Source organism: Marinobacter sp. Hex_13, from assembly GCF_001566815.1.
In the GTDB taxonomy this organism is placed as follows: domain Bacteria; phylum Pseudomonadota; class Gammaproteobacteria; order Pseudomonadales; family Oleiphilaceae; genus Marinobacter; species Marinobacter salarius.
In genome coordinates this window covers 15,512-32,875 of sequence record NZ_LSMM01000026.1, presented here as the reverse complement: position 1 = coordinate 32,875, position 17,364 = coordinate 15,512, and the positions used below count along the sequence as shown (strand labels likewise).

At 58.2% G+C, this 17,364-nt stretch carries 13 protein-coding genes; 12 read left to right on the top strand and 1 reads right to left on the bottom strand.

The features are described 5' to 3' along the window. Positions 1–73: 73 nt before the first annotated feature. The 3 genes from AXW11_RS05925 to AXW11_RS05915 all read left to right on the top strand — a co-directional run bounded on the left by AXW11_RS05925 (position 74) and on the right by AXW11_RS05915 (position 4,132). On the top strand, positions 74–847 hold the full coding sequence (locus tag AXW11_RS05925; RefSeq protein ID WP_158498349.1) for a tetratricopeptide repeat protein: 774 nt from the start codon (positions 74–76) through the stop codon (positions 845–847). A 23-nt stretch (positions 848–870) separates the two neighbouring features. After that, entirely contained in the window at positions 871–3,240 is a 2,370-nt protein-coding gene (locus AXW11_RS05920; protein WP_228301408.1) for a bifunctional diguanylate cyclase/phosphodiesterase, read from the top strand. Between the two features lie 142 nt (positions 3,241–3,382). Further along, entirely contained in the window at positions 3,383–4,132 is a 750-nt protein-coding gene (locus AXW11_RS05915; protein ID WP_036211737.1) for a substrate-binding periplasmic protein, read from the top strand. A 25-nt stretch (positions 4,133–4,157) separates the two neighbouring features. On the opposite strand, the gene AXW11_RS05910 is transcribed toward AXW11_RS05915, so the two are convergent. Next, positions 4,158–5,978: an acyl-CoA dehydrogenase C-terminal domain-containing protein gene (locus AXW11_RS05910; protein ID WP_036211734.1), complete on the bottom strand. Its 1,821-nt coding sequence runs from the start codon at positions 5,976–5,978 to the stop codon at positions 4,158–4,160. Positions 5,979–6,197: 219 nt separating this feature from the next. On the opposite strand from AXW11_RS05910, the gene AXW11_RS05905 reads away from it, so the two are divergent. From AXW11_RS05905 to atpB, 9 genes are all read left to right on the top strand, one after another. Next, positions 6,198–6,758, top strand: coding sequence for a DUF3833 domain-containing protein (locus AXW11_RS05905; RefSeq protein ID WP_041332707.1), 561 nt, complete (start codon positions 6,198–6,200; stop codon positions 6,756–6,758). Between the two features lie 59 nt (positions 6,759–6,817). After that, the gene (locus AXW11_RS05900; RefSeq protein ID WP_091643221.1) at positions 6,818–7,912 is read left to right on the top strand and encodes an efflux RND transporter periplasmic adaptor subunit; all 1,095 of its coding nucleotides are present in this window, start codon (positions 6,818–6,820) and stop codon (positions 7,910–7,912) included. A gap of 3 nt (positions 7,913–7,915) precedes the next feature. Continuing rightward, on the top strand, positions 7,916–11,065 hold the full coding sequence (locus AXW11_RS05895; protein WP_075196411.1) for an efflux RND transporter permease subunit: 3,150 nt from the start codon (positions 7,916–7,918) through the stop codon (positions 11,063–11,065). 408 nt (positions 11,066–11,473) lie between these two features. Beyond that, positions 11,474–13,360, top strand: coding sequence for a tRNA uridine-5-carboxymethylaminomethyl(34) synthesis enzyme MnmG (gene mnmG / locus AXW11_RS05890; protein WP_041332705.1), 1,887 nt, complete (start codon positions 11,474–11,476; stop codon positions 13,358–13,360). An 8-nt stretch (positions 13,361–13,368) separates the two neighbouring features. Then, the gene (gene rsmG / locus AXW11_RS05885) at positions 13,369–14,046 is read left to right on the top strand and encodes a 16S rRNA (guanine(527)-N(7))-methyltransferase RsmG (protein WP_041332703.1); all 678 of its coding nucleotides are present in this window, start codon (positions 13,369–13,371) and stop codon (positions 14,044–14,046) included. Further along, positions 14,034–14,828 carry a ParA family protein gene (locus AXW11_RS05880; protein WP_041332702.1) on the top strand — a complete coding sequence of 265 codons (795 nt, stop codon included), beginning with the start codon at positions 14,034–14,036 and terminating at the stop codon, positions 14,826–14,828. Before rsmG ends, AXW11_RS05880 begins: the two co-directional genes overlap by 13 nt. A gap of 51 nt (positions 14,829–14,879) precedes the next feature. Continuing rightward, positions 14,880–15,752 carry a ParB/RepB/Spo0J family partition protein gene (locus AXW11_RS05875; RefSeq protein WP_036212072.1) on the top strand — a complete coding sequence of 291 codons (873 nt, stop codon included), beginning with the start codon at positions 14,880–14,882 and terminating at the stop codon, positions 15,750–15,752. A gap of 313 nt (positions 15,753–16,065) precedes the next feature. Further along, the gene (locus tag AXW11_RS05870; protein ID WP_036211717.1) at positions 16,066–16,464 is read left to right on the top strand and encodes a F0F1 ATP synthase subunit I; all 399 of its coding nucleotides are present in this window, start codon (positions 16,066–16,068) and stop codon (positions 16,462–16,464) included. A gap of 19 nt (positions 16,465–16,483) precedes the next feature. Then, positions 16,484–17,356: a F0F1 ATP synthase subunit A gene (atpB, locus tag AXW11_RS05865; RefSeq protein WP_036211714.1), complete on the top strand. Its 873-nt coding sequence runs from the start codon at positions 16,484–16,486 to the stop codon at positions 17,354–17,356. The last annotated feature ends 8 nt before the right edge of the window (positions 17,357–17,364 follow it).

The following is a 17,364-nucleotide window of genomic DNA, read 5'->3' as shown; positions in this document are numbered from 1 at the left end:
GATGTATCGTCCGTATTCCTGTCTTCTGATTTTGCTCTTTCTAAGCGGATGCGCAAGCGTCGACGGTGATCGCTTGTCCAAGGCGTCGTCGGATTTGCTGGAACGAACCGGGCAGGTGATGAAGAAGATCGTTAACCCGCAAACGCCGAATTCCTACCAACGGGAACAGCGGGCGTTGTTTGACCAGCCGTACATCGACCCGCTGACGGAATACCTTGCGGAGCACCGCGACGATCCATCCCGCGCTTCCGTACTACATAACGTGGAACGGGAAAGGGATCTGCGTTGTGAAGCCATTGCAGAAGAGTACGCCAATGAGCCGGCTACTAACGCGATGCTTCAGCGCTATCAAGCCGGCTACAGTTACTCATGCCCGGACCAGGTTGCCGCCTTTGCGGAGCGGGTGAAGCGGCAGCCGTCGACACCGGAACCCGAACCTCGTGCTGAGCCGGAGCCAGCCACGGTAGACGTTGCCGATGAAAGCGGCGTTTCCGACCAGGCCCTGAGTGACTGCTACCTGTTGATGGCCATTCGCAATTACAGTGAAGCCAGAGAGGCCTGCCAGGGTCCGGCTGACAACGGCGACGTGCGCGCGCAGTCCAATATGGCCATTATTTTCCATGCCTTTGAAGACTACGCCAGTGCACGGGTATGGGCCGAAAAGGCGGCGCCTGCCTCTGGCGAAGCCGCATTTCTGTTGGGCCAGATGTACGCCACCGGACGTGGTGTCGGGCAGGATATGGATCAGGCCGTTTATTGGTACACTGAGGCTGCCAAGCGGGGCCACAAGCAAGCACAGGCAGCGCTGGACCGGCATCTGGAAGACCTCCCTGCCGGAGACACCTGACTCACTGCCCGAGGATATCCGTAATGCCGGGGATACTTCCCAGCCGCCTGACTCGTCGGAAAACCCCGTCCTCACGCCAATCCATCATGTGGATGCTGGGTTTGTTATTGCTGGTGTTTGTTGTCGGAATGTTTCTGTTATCCAGCCTGAATCTCAGTTACTCACGGGATGCCCTCTCCGAGCTTCGGAGGCAACAGATCAATGAGGTGGTGGGTGCAGGACTGTCGCGCATCAATGCCCGTCAATCCGCTTTGGCAAGCTACACCATTACCCTCGCCAACGTTGGTGAGAGTTTCCACGAGATGGTCGAGAGTGGGATGTCCGGTCGTGCTCTGTCTATAGTGCGTGGGAGCCTGGAGCACACCTTGAACGCCCATTTGCAGGATTTCGAGGGAGCGGCGGGTGCCGGGCTCTGGTTTGAGCCGGGCGTGTTGTCAGAAACAGGCACCAGCTATATGCCCTACTTTTTGCAGGGTAGCGACGACAACACACTGACAAGGCTGGATACTGAATCCCGTTTTGACCACTATCGCAACGCTCCCTGGTTCGGTCGCACATTGGAACAGGAGTGGACGGCCGATCCCGACAATTCCGGACACGTGTACTGGTCGCCGGTGTATTTCGATCTCAATACTGAACGCGCGGTGCTGACGCTCGCCAGTCCTATGTACGATCGTGACGGCAACCTGCTGGGCATGGCGACAACTGCTTGGGGCGCGGACCAGATCATTGATGTTGTCAGTCGCATCACCGTCACCCAACACAGTTTCGCGTTCCTGAATGACCGCAACAATCGCAATCTATCGAGCCTCAGTCAGGGGAAAGACACCCGCAGGGAGCAGGCCCTGATTGATGCCATCCTGGCGCTGGATCTTGGTGCTGATGTTGACTCAGCACGGTCCTTGGGCGAGGTCGGGGAACTGACCACTCGAGGCCTCTCAGCGGGCAATGAAGACTATGAGCTTTACTATGCCGCCACCGCTGGGGGCATGGTGTACGGGGCCGGCGTTCCGCGAAATGAGATCAATGCAGTGTTGCTGCCGATGGAGCGCACCAATTACCGGATTCTGGTCGGTACCGTCTCGGCGATGCTGATCCTGAGCCTGTATCTGTTGTACCGGATTATCCAGCTGATTCGTGAATTGCAGGCGTCCTATACCGACGACCTTACCGGTCTCCCGAACCGTGTCCGTTTGTTGCGGGATCTCCAGAACCGCCAGGCAGCCGCGTTGCTGATCATCAATCTGGACCGCTTCAACCAGATCAACAGCTTGTTCGGTAATGTCTGTGGCGACCATGTGCTTTTGGCGGTTGCCACACGATTGACCGCGTTCAGCCGCGATCATAACCGCGAAATTTTTCGGGTATACCGTCTTCCCGGTGACGAATTTGCTGTCCTGGCACCGGCAATGGCGCCGGAAGTGGCTCACCAGCTTGCTGTCCAGGTCCGGCATCTGGTTACTGGCGACCGGGTGTATTGGCAGGAACAGCGCCTGACGGTGGATGTCAGTATCGGCATCGCGCTTCGCAATAACCGGAAGTCGGAAGATGCCGCCGATCAGTTGGTCAGCCAGGCAAAAGTGGCGGTATTACAGGCCCGGGAAACAGGACGCCATCATCTGTTGTATGACCCGGCCGTAGGGGTTGAGGAAAACTACGAAAACAATCTGTACTGGGCCAATCGCCTGAAAGAAGCCATTGACCATGATCGCCTGGTGCCGTGGTTTCAGCCTATCCAGGATAACCAGAGCGGCTGTATCTCCAAGTACGAGTGCCTGGTGAGGATGGTGGAGCCGGATGGCAGCGTGATCAGTGCTGGCCGCTTTATGGACATCGCCAACAAACTGCGGCTGAACCGGCGAATTACCGAACTGATGATCGAGAAATGTTTTGCCTGTTTTACCGGGCGCGACGACGAGTTTTCGATCAACCTCTCCTACGGTGACATCACCGAGCCGGAGACCGTCGCTCAGATCCTCTCCGCCATCGAAACCTCAGGCATTGGCGATCGCGTTATCTTCGAGATCCTGGAATCCGATGGTATTACCAACTACGACGACATCCGCACGTTCATCGAACAGGTCAAACCCTATGGCTGCCGTATTGCCATCGACGATTTCGGCACTGGCTACTCCAATTTTTCCCACCTGCTGAGCCTGAACGTGGACTTCATCAAGATTGATGGCAGTCTGATTCGCAACCTCCATGAAGATCAAACCGCGTTCCTGGTGACCAGTGGCATCGTCCAGTTCGCCCGCAGTCTGGACATTCAAACGGTGGCGGAATTTGTCCACAACGAGCCGGTTCAGGCAAAGGTAAGGGAGTTAGGGATCGACTTTTCACAGGGCGAGTACGTCAGCATGCCGGTGCCGGCCCCCGGGTCTGCTGACTAGGCAGATGCCGGTTCATTCCATTACGAAAACACACATTTTTATTGTCAAATACCGTGAAAACCTGGGGTAGACTCCGGCGACACAGAGAATGACAGACCGTGACATCAGCTCATGGCGACCACGCATATCAAGGAGATAAACCGTGCGGAACCTGCCAGTGTTCTTACTCGCTGCCCTCGTCTTGATGACGGGTGTTTCCAGCGCCCAGGCTTCAGACAAGCTGTATCTGTATACCGAAAACTTCCCCCCGTACAACATGAGCGCTACCGGCCGGGCGTTCGAGCATAACGGCACCAACATTGATGGTCTGTGCACGGAAATGGTCAAGGCCATCCTGAACAACACCGATCTGGATTACGTGATCAAGCTGCGCAATTGGGATTACGGTTACAACCGGGCACTCAGCAAGCGTAACCACGGTATTTTCTGCACCACCTACACGGAGTCCCGCGCGCCGCGTTTCAAATGGGTTGGCCCGCTGACCCGGAACCTTTGGACCATTTTCGCGCCGGCGGGTACAAACCTGCAGATTGATAACCTTGAGGACGCCAGGGGGCTGCGTTTTGGCGGCTATCGCAATGACGTAATGACCGAATACCTGCTCGAGCGCGGCTACGAGGTGTCCACTCTGGACAGCGATGACCTCAACCCGAAACGCCTGGAGCTCGGCCAGATTGACCTGTGGATCGCAGACCGATTGGCCGGCCCTTATTTTGCGTCCCAGCAGAACGTTGAGGGGCTGGATCCGGTCTACTCGTTTAACGACACCGAGCTTTTCCTGGCGATCAACCTGGATACGCCGGACGCCACGGTCGAAAAGCTTAACGCCGGGCTTCGAAAGGTTCATGAAACCGGCATGTTTGAGGCCATCGAAACCAAGTACGGCCTGTAAGTTCGTACTACAGGCCGTACTCGCTTCAGTCGGTGAAGGCCATGTGCTCGGGCGCCAGTTGCATCAGGCTTCTTGTCGGGCTCAACATGCCGGTGGCGTGAGCCTGCGCCCGGGGCAGCAGGCGTTCATAGTAGAACTCTGCCGTGGCCAGCTTGGCACGGTAGAAGTCTTCCGAGTCGTCACCACTCTTGTCCAGTTTCTCTGAAGCGACCGCCGCCATCCTTGCCCACATGTAGGCCATGGTCACGTAACCGCTGTACATCAGGAAGTCGTTGGCAGCGGAACTCACCACATCGCGGTCCTTGCGGGCGGCCAGCATCAGCCGCACCGTAAGCACATTCCATTGCGCTGTCAGTTTGAGCAACTCCACCGAGAAAGGCCGTACCCGTTTGTCAGTCAGGGTCTTGCGGGCAAAATTGGCGACCTTGAGGGTGAACTCCCTGACCGCCCCGCCCTGAGTCATCAGCAGCACCTTGCGGCCCAGCAGGTCCAGCGCCTGGATACCGGTGGTCCCTTCATAGAGCGTGGCAATGCGGGTGTCGCGGACAATCTGCTCCATGCCGTGCTCGCGGATATAGCCGTGGCCGCCAAACACCTGTACCCCCAGATTGGCGGCTTCGTTGCCCAGCTCGGTCAGGAAGCCTTTCAGAATGGGGGTCAGAAAGCCCAGCCTGTCATCGTAAGCATCCGCTTTCTTCTCATCACCAGCGGTGTGGCCTTCCACCATGTGATCGGCCAGCCGTGCGGCGTAGTACAGCATGGCACGCCCGCCCTCGGCGATAGCTTTCTGGGTCAGCAACATGCGGCGGACATCGGCATGGTGAATCAGGCTGTCGGCCACCTGGTCGGGTTCTTTCTTACCCGACAGGGCGCGCATGGAGCGGCGTTCCCTGGCGTAATCCAGAGCCCACTGGTAGGACAGTTCCGCCGGGCCGACACCCTGGATGGCAGTGCCGATCCGCGCGGTGTTCATGAAGGTGAACATGCAGTTCAACCCTTCGTTCTCCGGGCCGATCAGGAAACCGGTGGCATCGTCGAAGTTCATCACGCAGGTGGCTGAGGCCTTGATCCCCATTTTCTTTTCCAGGCTGCCACAGGTCACGCCATTGGCTTCGCCAACGCCACCGTTCCCGTCGGGCAGGAACTTGGGCACGATGAACAGACTGATGCCCCGGGTGCCTTTCGGGGCATCCGGCAAACGGGCGAGCACAATGTGAACGATGTTCTCGGTCAGATCATGGTCACCGGAGGAAATGAAGATCTTGGTACCGGAGAGCTTGAAGCTGCCGTCTTCCTGAGGGGCCGCTTTGGTTTTCACCTGTCCCAGATCGGTCCCGCACTGGGGTTCGGTGAGGCACATGGTGCCACCCCAGCGGCCTTCGGTCAGCGGCACCAGGTAGGTTTGTTTCTGGTCTTCGCTACCGTGAAGAAAAATGGTATTCATGGCGCCCATCGACAGGCCCGGGTACATGGAGAAGGACCAGTTGGCGGTACCCATCATCTCCTGCTTGAACAGGCCCATGGAGGCCGGCAGTCCCTGCCCGCCGTACTCCTCCGGTGCAGACAGGCCCTGCCATCCGCCCTGCGCGTACTGTTGATAGGCTTCACGATAGCCTTTGGGGGTGATGACTTCGCCGTTATCCAGTTTGCAGCCTTCCTCGTCGCCGCTCTGGTAGAGCGGGCTCAAGACTTCTTCGCAGAATTTGCCGCATTCGTTGAGTATCGCATCGACGATATCAGGAGTGGCGTTCTCACCGGTTTTCAATCGTGTGTAGTGCCCCGGGTAGTCGAAAACCTCGTTGAGCAGGAACTTCATGTCGCGTAGGGGTGCCTTGTACACCGGCATAGCAAATACCTCTGTGGTTCTGTTTCCATTGCCCGATGTTTTACGGCATTGCCGGCGACCTGCCATTGACGGAAACCGCCATGCCCCCTGTCAGAAAGGACAATTGGCTGAAATGACGCGAGCATGGATGTCGACGTTGCCTAATGATCGATAACAACGCTATAGGCGTATTTGAAGGACCGACCATCCGTTCTGAATCGCCAGGGGAGTGTAAATATCATGCAAATATCGATTGGGACCAACAGGATCACTGGTCTGCCCCGCTGTCTCTGGTTATTGTTGGCGACAGTGTTGCTTGCGGGCTGTGCCGGGCCGTCGCTTGAGGATTACAGTGACCGCGGGCCGGTGTTGACGCCCCAGGAATTTTTTACCGGCGAACTTTCTGCCCGGGGTGTGGTCAAGGATTTCTCGGGCGAAGTGATTCGCACTTTCGATGCGGACATTTCCGCCAGTTGGGACAGCAACGGCATCGGCACTCTGAATGAGGAGTTCCGCTTCGACGACGGCGAAGTCCAGACCCGGGTATGGACGCTGACACCCGACAACGGTGCATTGCACGCCGATGCCGGTGATGTGGTGGAGCCGGGCACCATGCGTTGGCAAGGCAATGCCATTAATATGAATTATGTCCTGCGGGTGTCCTATGGCGACGGCACCATTGATGTCCGCATGGATGACTGGATGTACCTGATTACACCGGACACCCTGATTAACCAGACCACCATGACAAAATGGGGGATAGAAGTCGGGGAGATCGTGCTGGTGATCAGCAAACGATAGCCCATGTCGAACCTTCAGCCGGTTGTTGGGGCACAATCAAGCAGACGGATAATGCAATTATGGTTAAGCAATGGTTGATCGCTCTGGTACTCGTGGCTTTGGCCGCCGGGGGGGCATTCTCCTGGCAGCATCTGACCGGCGAGCAGGCGGCGGACGCCCAGCGGGAACGCCCTGCCAGCAAGGTGAATACGGTCACCCCCGAAATGGAGCTGGTCAGTGACACCGTCAGGGCGGTGGGTAGCCTTCAGGCCCGAGATCAGGTGGAACTGACCACCGAAGTCAGCGGTCGTGTCGTTGAAATGAACCTTGATGCGGGAAAGCGGGTCCAGTCCGGTGACCTGTTGCTGCGGCTGGATGATCGTCAGGCCAGCGCCGATCTGCAGGTGGCGGAAGCTACCCTCTCCGACGCCCGTCGCCAGTTTGATCGCGCCCGGAAACTCCAGGCCAACAACAGCATATCCCAGTCCCAGGTGGATGAATTGCGCACCGCTGTCGATGTGGCGGAAGCTCAGCGCGAGGCCGCCCGAACCCGGCTCGACAACCACCGTATTGAAGCGCCATTTGCCGGGGTTATTGGCCTTTCCGATATCAGCCTGGGAACTTATCTCGGTGCAGGCACGTCGGTGGCCACCCTGGATTCCACCACCAAGATGGAATTGGGCTTCGCAATCCCCGAGCGCTTCCTCGGCCAGATTCACATTGGCCAGACCGTGCGGGGCACGTCGCCGGCCTATACCGGGGAAACCTTTGGCGGTGAATTGGTGGAGTTGGGCACGCGAATTGATGAACTGAGCCGAACACTGCCTGTCAGGGCGCTGATCGACAATCCCGATGGCAAGCTTCGGCCTGGGCAGTTCATGTCGGCCACGCTGACACTCCGCGAACGAGAATCCCTGGTCATTCCCGAGCAGGCAGTAATGATTCGCGGTGACGAGAAGTATGTGTTCGTGGCCGAAGACGGTATCGCCCGACGGGTTTCGGTGACCCTGGGGTCCCGGATGCCTGGCCTGGTGGAAATCGTTGACGGACTGTCGCTGGATGAGCAGGTGATTGTAACCGGCCAGGACAGATTGAGCAGTGGCGACAGGATCAGTGTGGTGGAAGGGGAAAACGTGATTCCCGACAACCGCTTTGCCAACTCCCTGGAGTCCTGAACCGTGATCCTGTCTGATGTCTCCATCAAACGCCCTGTCTTTGCGACGGTTCTCAGTCTTCTTATTGTAGTTTTCGGGTTGGCGGCGTTGCTGGGGCTTCCTGTGCGGGAGTATCCGGACATTGACCCACCCGTGGTGTCCATTTCCACGGATTACATCGGCGCCGCCGCCGAAGTGGTGGACACCCAGATCACTCAGGTGGTTGAAGGGGCTATCAGCGGGATTGAAGGTATTCGCTCCATTGAGTCCTCCACCGAACAGGGCGAATCCCGAACCAGTATCGAATTTACCATTTCCCGCAACGTCGACATCGCCGCCAACGATGTGCGCGATGCCGTGTCCCGCATTGCCGATCAGCTGCCCGAAGAGGCTGAGGCGCCGGTGGTCCAGAAGGCCGACTCGGACGCCCGCCCGATGATGTGGGTGACCCTGCGCAGTGACATCTGGGACAGTGCGGAATTGAGCGATTTTGCCGAACGGGTGCTTGCCGACCGACTGTCCGTGCTGGATGGCGTTGCCGACGTACGCATTGGTGGTGAGCGGCGCTACGCCATCCGGGTCTGGCTGGACCGTGAACGGTTGGCCGCGCGGGATATCACCGTGGCCGAGGTCGAGCGCTCACTGAGGGCCAATAACGTTGAACTGCCCGCCGGCTCGGTGGACTCTTCCACCCGTAACTTCACGGTGCGTGCAGAAGGCCGGCTCACCAATGTGGAGCAGTTCCGTGATCTGGTGATTCGTCGCGACGGCAATGATCTTCTGCGCCTCGGCGAGGTGGCCAATGTCCAGATGGGGGTTGAGTCCGATGTCAGCCGACTGCGGGCCAACGGCAAGACTGCAATCGGCATGGGCATCATTCGTCAATCCAAGGCCAACACGGTGGCAGTGTCCGATGCCGTGCGTGCGGAGCTGGAGAAGATACGCGAGACCCTGCCCCCGGAAGTGACCATTGCCGAAAGCTACGACGAGTCGATATTCATCCGCGCGTCGATCAAGGAAGTGGTGTTTACGCTCGCCATTGCGGTGTCCCTGGTCATTCTGGTGATCTTCCTGTTCCTGCGGTCCTGGCGGGCCACCTTGATACCGGCGGTGACCATCCCGGTGGCGGTTATCGGCGCCTTTATCGGGCTGGGCTTCCTCGGTTTCTCCATCAACGTACTGACCCTGCTTGCAGTCATTCTGGCCATTGGTCTGGTGGTGGACGACGCCATCGTCATGTTGGAAAACATCCAGCGCCGGATCGATGAGGGCGAACCGCCACTGCTGGCGTCCTATCGCGGCGCCAAGCAGGTGGCCTTTGCCGTTATTGCCACCACGCTCACCCTGGTGGCGGTGTTTGTGCCGATTTCGTTTATGGGCGGCAACATCGGGCGACTGTTTGCCGAGTTTGGCTTCACCCTGGCGGCGGCGGTGGTGGTGTCCAGCCTGGTGGCGCTCACCCTGGCGCCCATGCTGTGTTCAAAATGGTTGCGACACAGCCCGGAATCGGCGGAAGGACATCGCTTGTGGGCGGCCAGTGAAAAAGTGCTCAATGGCCTGACCCATGGTTACGAACGCATGCTCCGATTCGCCCTCAACCAGCCCGGATTGTTGCTGGGACTTGGGCTTGTCGGGCTTATCGTTGCCACAGCGATTTTTCCAAGATTGCCGCAGGAGTTGGCGCCTACGGAAGACCGGGGCGTGATCATCATGCCGACCAGTGCCCCCCGGGGCTCGACGGTCGAGTTCACCGATCATTACGTGCGTCAGGCGGAGCAGGAACTGTTGCCCTATCTGGAAGACGGTGTCTCCAATCGGTTGTTGTCGATCGTGGGCTTCCGCGACGAAGAGGACAACGCGTTCATGATCATGGGCCTGGTGCCCTGGGAAGACCGTGAGATCAAACAACAGCAGATCACCAGCGAGCTGCGAGGCAAGCTTAGCCAGGTCACAGGTATTCGCGCGATTGCGGTGAACCCACCGGGGCTTGGGCAGCGCGGCTTTGATCAACCAGTGGAATTCGTAGTGGCCGGGCCGGATTACGAAAGTGTGCAGGCCTGGAGCGAGGAAATCGTCGAGCGGGCGAAGGACAACCCGAACCTGCTGAATCTGGACACTGATTTCGAACTGACCCGCCCCGAACTGCGCGTATCCATCGACCGGGAGCGCGCCGCGGACCTGGATGTCACCATTGAGGATGTGGGCCTGACACTGCAGACCATGCTGGCATCACGGCAAGTCACCACCTACCTGGACCGCGGACGCGAATACGATGTCATCCTCCAGGCCGCGGACGCTGACCGGGCAACGCCGTCGGACCTGGGGCAGATTTTCCTGCGCCCCCGTGAGGGAGGCACCCTGATCCCTCTCCAGGCGCTGGTGTCGGTGGAGGAGATCGGCGCCAATCCCGACCTGAGACGCATCGACCGCTTGCCGGCGGTTGTCATCAGTGCCTCCCTGGCCGATGGCTATGATCTTGGGGCGGCACTGACGTATCTGAACAACCTGGCTGTGGATAACCTGCCGCCGGAGGCAAGGGTAAGCTACAAAGGGCTATCGCGGGAATTCCAGGAATCGTCGTCGGCGATCTACGTCACTTTTGGCCTGGCATTCGTGATTGTCTTCCTGGTGCTGGCTGCCCAGTTCGAAAGCTGGATTCACCCGCTGATCATCATGCTGTCGGTCCCATTGGCGGTTACCGGAGCCCTGCTGGGCCTGTGGTGGGCCGGCATCAGCCTGAACATCTACAGCCAGATCGGCATCATCATGTTGCTGGGGTTGATGGCGAAGAACGGCATATTGATTGTCGAGTTTGCCAACCAGCTCCGGGATAAGGGCTATGAAGTGAGGGACGCGATTTTGGAAGGTGCCAGCCTGCGCTTCCGGCCGGTGTTGATGACCACCATATCCACGGTCTTCGGTGCCGTGCCTTTGGTGCTCGCAACGGGCGCGGGGGCGGAAAGCCGGGCGTCGATCGGTATCGTGATCCTCGGCGGGCTGGTGTTCGCCACCACCCTGACCCTGTTTATTATTCCGGTGCTATACAACCTGTTGGCACGGTTTGCCAAATCCACCAACGCGATTGCACTGGAGCTTGAACAACAGGCCAGCCAGTCTCCTGGTGGTCGCGGCATGACGGCCGCCCCGCAATCAAAAGAGATGGATCAGTTCTGACGACCGCAGGCAGCACCAAACTGTGGATAATTTATTGGATAACCTTCGGATAAGCTTTGGTTAGAACAAAAATAAGTTATTTAAAACAAATAGTTAGATTGAATAATAAGGCGTTATAGGGTACATCTGATATGTGGATAACTTTCTTGAAAAGTTTTCTGAGAAGGTGTCTACAAGCCGCTGATATCTGTCAGATTTCGGTTATCCACTATTCGTGAAACCCGGCGTGGAACCCTATGTATCGGGTAGGTAATGCTCGAGGTCTTTCGATAACCCCGCCTGTCTGGTTAAAATTTGCACATTCTGACTGCAATTTACCGGGTGAGGCGTTATACTCCCCGCCCTGATTTTCAGGCAGTTTCCTGAGACCGAGAATTTTTCTGAGTCCCCGTTTGCCGAGGTGATGTTGTGGATTATCCGACCCGTTTCGATGTCATAGTCATTGGTGGTGGCCATGCCGGCACTGAAGCCGCTCTGGCGGCTGCACGCATGGGCTCCCAGACCCTGCTGCTGACCCACAACATCGAGACCCTGGGTCAGATGTCCTGCAACCCCGCCATTGGCGGCATCGGCAAGAGTCATCTGGTCAAGGAAATCGATGCTCTCGGTGGCGCCATGGCGATGGCGACTGACAAGGCGGGCATCCAGTTCCGCGTGCTCAACTCGCGCAAGGGGCCGGCAGTACGAGCCACCCGCGCCCAGGCAGACCGGGTGCTGTACAAGGCGGCGATCCGCGAGATCCTCGAGAACCAGCCCAACCTGACGCTGTTCCAGCAGGCTGCTGACGACCTGATTGTGGATGGCGAGCGCATCACCGGCGTGGTGACCCAGTCGGGCATCCGTTTTCGCGCGCCCACGGTGGTGCTGACCACCGGAACCTTCCTTGGCGGTGTTATCCACATCGGCATGCAGCAGCATTCCGGTGGCCGTGCCGGTGACGCACCGGCCAATGCGCTGGCACAGCGTCTGCGGGAACTGCCGTTCAACGTCGGGCGCTTGAAAACCGGCACCCCACCCCGTATCGATGCCCGCAGCGTGGATTTCTCCGTGATGCAGGAGCAATGGGGTGATGACCCGGCGCCGGTGATGTCCTTCCTGGGTTCCCGCAACCAGCATCCTGAACAGGTCTGTTGCTACGTTACCCGCACCACCGAACAAACCCACGACATCATTCGCAGTGGCTTTGACCGGTCGCCCATGTTTGCCGGTAACATCGAAGGCATCGGGCCTCGCTATTGCCCGTCCATCGAGGACAAGGTCAACCGGTTTGCCGACAAGGACTCGCACCAGATTTTCGTGGAGCCGGAAGGGCTGACGACGAATGAGCTATACCCCAACGGCATCTCCACCAGTCTGCCGTTCGATATTCAGTTGGCGGCTGTGCGCACCATTCCCGGCTTCGAGAATGCCCACATTACGCGGCCCGGCTACGCCATCGAGTACGACTTCCTGAACCCACAGGATCTGCGCCACACCCTGGAAACCAAGTTCATCCAGGGCTTGTACTTTGCGGGCCAGATCAATGGCACTACCGGTTATGAAGAAGCCGGTGCCCAGGGCCTTCTCGCAGGTATCAACGCGGCATTGCGTGCTCAGGACAAGGACGAATGGTACCCCCGCCGTGACGAAGCCTACCTCGGCGTTCTGGTGGACGACCTGATCACCATGGGTACCTCCGAGCCGTACCGTATGTTTACCAGCCGTGCTGAATACCGGCTGATCCTGCGGGAGGACAACGCCGACCTTCGCCTGACGGAAACCGGCCACAAGCTCGGGTTGGTGGATGACCAGCGTTGGCAGGCCTTTAACAGCAAGCGTGAAGCCATCGCCGCAGAACGTCAGCGCCTGGAAACCACGCGCATTCATCCGGGAACATCTGGCGGCGACGCCGCTAACAGCCACCTGCGTCAGCCCATGAACCGAGACCAGACACTCGCAGAGCTGCTGCGGCGCCCGGAAATCAACTATCGCCACATTGCTGACATGGCCGAAGGCCAAGCAGACGACCCGGCGGTGGCGGATCAGGTGGAAATCGAGATCAAGTACGAGGGTTATATCTCCCGTCAGGCGGACGAAATCGAGCGTCTGCGCCGGAATGAAAATACCCGTTTACCGGATGATATTGATTTTGATGCCATTGGTGGCCTGTCCAACGAGATCAAGCAGAAGCTCAAGGAAGTACGGCCGGAAACCGTGGCCCAGGCCTCACGCATCCAGGGCGTGACCCCGGCCGCCATTTCCCAGGTGCTGGTGCATCTCAAGAAGCGCGACCTGCTGCGCAAGCAATCCGCCTGAGTGCGCCCATGAGCGACGCACTCTGGCAACGCCAGCTCACCCAGGGCCTGGCTGACCTCAACCTGGAACTGGGCAGCGCCAGCCAGCAACAGTTGCTGGCGTTTCTGGCCCTGCTGAATAAGTGGAACCGGGCCTATAACCTGACGGCTGTACGGGAGCCACGACAGATGGTGTCGCGCCAGTTGTTGGACAGCCTCAGTATCCTGCCATTTGTTACCGCGGACCATCTGCTGGATGTTGGCGCCGGAGGCGGGTTGCCTGGCATCCCCCTCGCAATCACGTTGCCCGAAAGGCGTTTTACCCTACTGGACAGCAACAGCAAGAAAACCCGCTTCCTGACCCAGTGTGTGCTGGAACTCGGCCTGAAGAATGTGGAGATCATTCACGGCCGGGCTGAAAGCTGTGATCCCGCGATCCGATACCAGCAGATCAGCAGTCGAGCGTTTACGGCACTGGATAACCTCGTCAACTGGTGCGGGCATCTGCTTGTGGATGAGGGCGAGTTCCTTGCCATGAAAGGCCAGTTTCCGGATGATGAGGTGGCTGTCCTGCCAGTGGGTTGGCAGGTAACATCCCGACAGTCATTATCGGTACCTGGCTCGGACGGCGACCGGCACCTGCTGGTGATCGGTCGGGATTCCAGCCATCAGAATTTCACGACAGGAGGCGAGTCATGGCGCGTGTGATTGCAGTGACCAATCAAAAAGGCGGTGTGGGTAAAACCACCACCTGCGTCAACCTGGCTGCGTCATTGGCCGCAACCAAGCGCCGCGTGTTACTGGTGGATATGGACCCCCAGGGCAACGCCACCATGGGCAGTGGTGTGGATAAGAATGCCCTGGAGCTCTCCGGCTACGACATGCTCACCAAACGGGCAACGGCAGCCGAGGTGATTTTCCGGGCCGAAGTCTCTGGGTTTGACATACTGCCGGCTAACGGCGACCTGACCGCCGCCGAAGTGGAGCTGATGAACGAAATCGGCCGCGAGCATCGCCTGCGCCTGGCCCTGAACAAGGTGCGGGAGAACTACGACTACATCCTGATCGACTGCCCGCCGTCCCTCAGCCTGCTGACCGTCAATGCGCTGTCAGCGGCGGATACGGTGCTGATTCCCATGCAGTGCGAATACTATGCCCTGGAAGGTCTGGCGGCCTTGATGAACACGGTTGAGCAGATTCAGGAGACCGTCAACCCGGATCTGCAGGTGGAAGGCATCCTGCGCACCATGTATGACCCCCGCAACAGCCTGACTCTGGATGTGTCCAGTCAGCTCAACGAGTTTTTCGGTGACAAGGTCTACCGCGTGGTGATCCCCCGCAACGTGAGGCTGGCGGAAGCCCCCAGCTATGGTATGCCGGCCCTGAAGTACGACCGCGCGTCCAAGGGCGCGGTGGCCTATCTGGCTCTGGCTGGTGAGATGGTACGCCGGCATGGATCGCAAAAGACATCCGCGGCGGTTGCCGTGTAAACTACCTCTCCTTTGCACACAGATATTTCATCGGGAAGAATGACAAACACCATGGCGGCGAAGAAACGAGGACTGGGTGAGCGCGGACTGGGCGCTCTGTTGCAGGGCTCCAGGGTCAACCTGGACCAGGAACTGAAGGATCACGATGGTGAGCTCCGGGAAGTTCCGATCGACCTGATCCAGCGTGGCCGGTTCCAGCCTCGCCGTGACATGGATCCGGCGGCCCTGCAGGAACTGGCTGACTCCATTCGCCAGCAGGGCGTGATGCAGCCCGTGGTGGTGCGTCCGATTGCCGAAGGCCGCTTTGAGCTGATCGCTGGCGAGCGCCGCTGGCGAGCCACCCAGATGGCCGAGCTCGACCGCATTCCCGCCATTATCCGCGACGTGCCGGATGATGCCGCTATCGCCATGGCGCTGATTGAGAATATCCAGCGCGAGAACCTCAATCCCATCGAAGAAGCCTTTGCGCTACAACGCCTGCAGGATGAGTTCGGCCTGACCCAGGCTCAGGTCGCGGAAGCGGTGGGGAAGTCCCGTACCACCATCACCAACCTGCTGCGGCTGATCAGCCTGTCGGAAGACGTTCGTGTCATGCTGGAGCACGGTGATCTGGAAATGGGTCATGGTCGGGCCATGCTTACGCTTCAACCCGAGCAGCAGATGCAGGTGGCGCGACAGGTGGTCGCGAAATCCCTGTCAGTGCGGCAGACGGAAGCCCTGGTTCGCCGGGTGCAACAGGAATCGCCGAACCGCAAGAAAGCCAAGGGTGAAGTGGATCCGAACATCCGTGCCCTGCAGGACGACCTGGCCGAGCGACTCGGTGCCCGGGTGTCGATCGACCATGGCCAGCGTGGCAAGGGCAAGCTGGTTATCGAATACACCTCTCTCGACGAACTGGATGGCATTTTAGGCCATATCAAGTAACGTCCCTGGCAGGGTTTCCATAGCGCCACTGTTAACAATTTAGTGTTGGCACTCTGCGACCAACGGCGGGGTACCAAAGGTCAGTTTTGACTAGGTACCACTACATATAGTGCTGCCCCTTCATGTTGGTGTCTATTTGTGTCCCTCATGCCCCCCAACGCCAGTTTTTCTGCGTGTTTCGGGGCGGAGCGACCGTTCCGGTTTTGTTGATTCGTGTAGATTGAACACATATAATCTGCGGCGCTTGTATCGGTGCGATTGTCTAATTAATAAACGGCACCGAACCAAAGCGGTGTGGCAACCGGGAAATACCATGACGAAGGCTGAACAGGGTGGGATACAGCGTCCGCCCATCGCACGATGGTTTGTAATAGAAAGTGTGGTATTGGTCGTCGTCAGTCTGGCATTCCTCTTTAAAAGCCAGGTGGCCGGTTATTCAGCACTGTTTGGGGGGCTTATTTTTCTTCTGCCCCACGGTTATTTTGCCTTCAAGGCTTTCCGCTACTCCGGCGCGCGGTCTGCCAGGCAGATCATGAGTTCTTTTTACCAGGGTGAGGCCGGCAAGCTCATCCTGTGCGCCATCCTGTTTACGATGGTGTTCAAATGGATTCCGTCGCTTGATATAGCGGCACTTTTTTTATCATTTGCGATCATGTTGGTCACCAATTGGTTGACTCCGCTCCTAGCGGGCCGCAGAACGCAGCGAAGCTAACAGGACCTGAGAGAACGTTATGGCAGGCAGCGCATCAGAGTATATCCAGCACCACCTCCAGAACCTCACCTACGGTAAACTTCCGGCCGGTTACGAGCGTGCGGATGGTTCGGTGATGTCAGAAGCGGGCTGGACCATGGCCCATAATGCCCGGGAAGCCTCCGATATGGGATTCTGGGCCGTTCACGTGGATTCTCTTGGATGGGCTGTTGCACTGGGCGCCCTGTTCCTGATCCTGTTTCGCATGGCGGCCAAGCGTGCTACCTCTGGTCAGCCCAGCGGCCTTCAGAACTTCGTTGAAATCCTGATCGAGTTTGTTGATACCAGCGTGAAGGAGACCTTCCACGGCCGAAACAAGGTGATTGCACCCCTGTCGCTGACCATCTTCTGCTGGGTCTTCCTGATGAACCTGATGGATCTGGTGCCGGTAGACTTCCTGCCCCAGCTGTTCCACATGATGGGTCTGGAATACATGAAGGTGGTGCCGACCACGGACGTTAACGTCACACTGGGCATGTCGCTCTCCGTGTTCTTCCTGATTATCTACTACAGCATCAAGGTCAAAGGTGTTGGTGGTTTTGTCGGCGAGCTGACCCTGCACCCGTTCTCTTCCGACAACTTCTTTCTCAAAGTACTGCTGGTACCGGTCAACCTGCTGCTGGAAGGCGTGAGCCTGCTGGCCAAGCCCATTTCACTGGCACTGCGTCTGTTCGGTAACCTCTACGCCGGTGAGCTGATCTTTATCCTGATCGCCCTGCTGCCATTCTGGGCACAGTGGGCGCTGTCGGTACCCTGGGCCATTTTCCACATTCTGATCATCACGCTGCAGGCGTTCATCTTTATGATGCTGACGATTGTTTACCTGAGCATGGCTCATGAAGACAGTCATTGATCGGAACC

What these genes read in the sequence shown, in the direction of transcription:
- AXW11_RS05870 (WP_036211717.1), top strand. Translation starts at nt 16,066, where the DNA reads ATGACGAAGGCTGAACAGGGTGGGATACAGCGTCCGCCCATCGCACGA.
- AXW11_RS05905 (WP_041332707.1), top strand. Translation starts at nt 6,198, where the DNA reads ATGCAAATATCGATTGGGACCAACAGGATCACTGGTCTGCCCCGCTGT.
- atpB (WP_036211714.1), top strand. Translation starts at nt 16,484, where the DNA reads ATGGCAGGCAGCGCATCAGAGTATATCCAGCACCACCTCCAGAACCTC.
- AXW11_RS05900 (WP_091643221.1), top strand. Translation starts at nt 6,818, where the DNA reads ATGGTTAAGCAATGGTTGATCGCTCTGGTACTCGTGGCTTTGGCCGCC.
- rsmG (WP_041332703.1), top strand. Translation starts at nt 13,369, where the DNA reads ATGAGCGACGCACTCTGGCAACGCCAGCTCACCCAGGGCCTGGCTGAC.
- AXW11_RS05880 (WP_041332702.1), top strand. Translation starts at nt 14,034, where the DNA reads ATGGCGCGTGTGATTGCAGTGACCAATCAAAAAGGCGGTGTGGGTAAA.
- AXW11_RS05920 (WP_228301408.1), top strand. Translation starts at nt 871, where the DNA reads ATGCCGGGGATACTTCCCAGCCGCCTGACTCGTCGGAAAACCCCGTCC.
- AXW11_RS05875 (WP_036212072.1), top strand. Translation starts at nt 14,880, where the DNA reads ATGGCGGCGAAGAAACGAGGACTGGGTGAGCGCGGACTGGGCGCTCTG.
- AXW11_RS05910 (WP_036211734.1), bottom strand. Translation starts at nt 5,978, where the DNA reads ATGCCGGTGTACAAGGCACCCCTACGCGACATGAAGTTCCTGCTCAAC.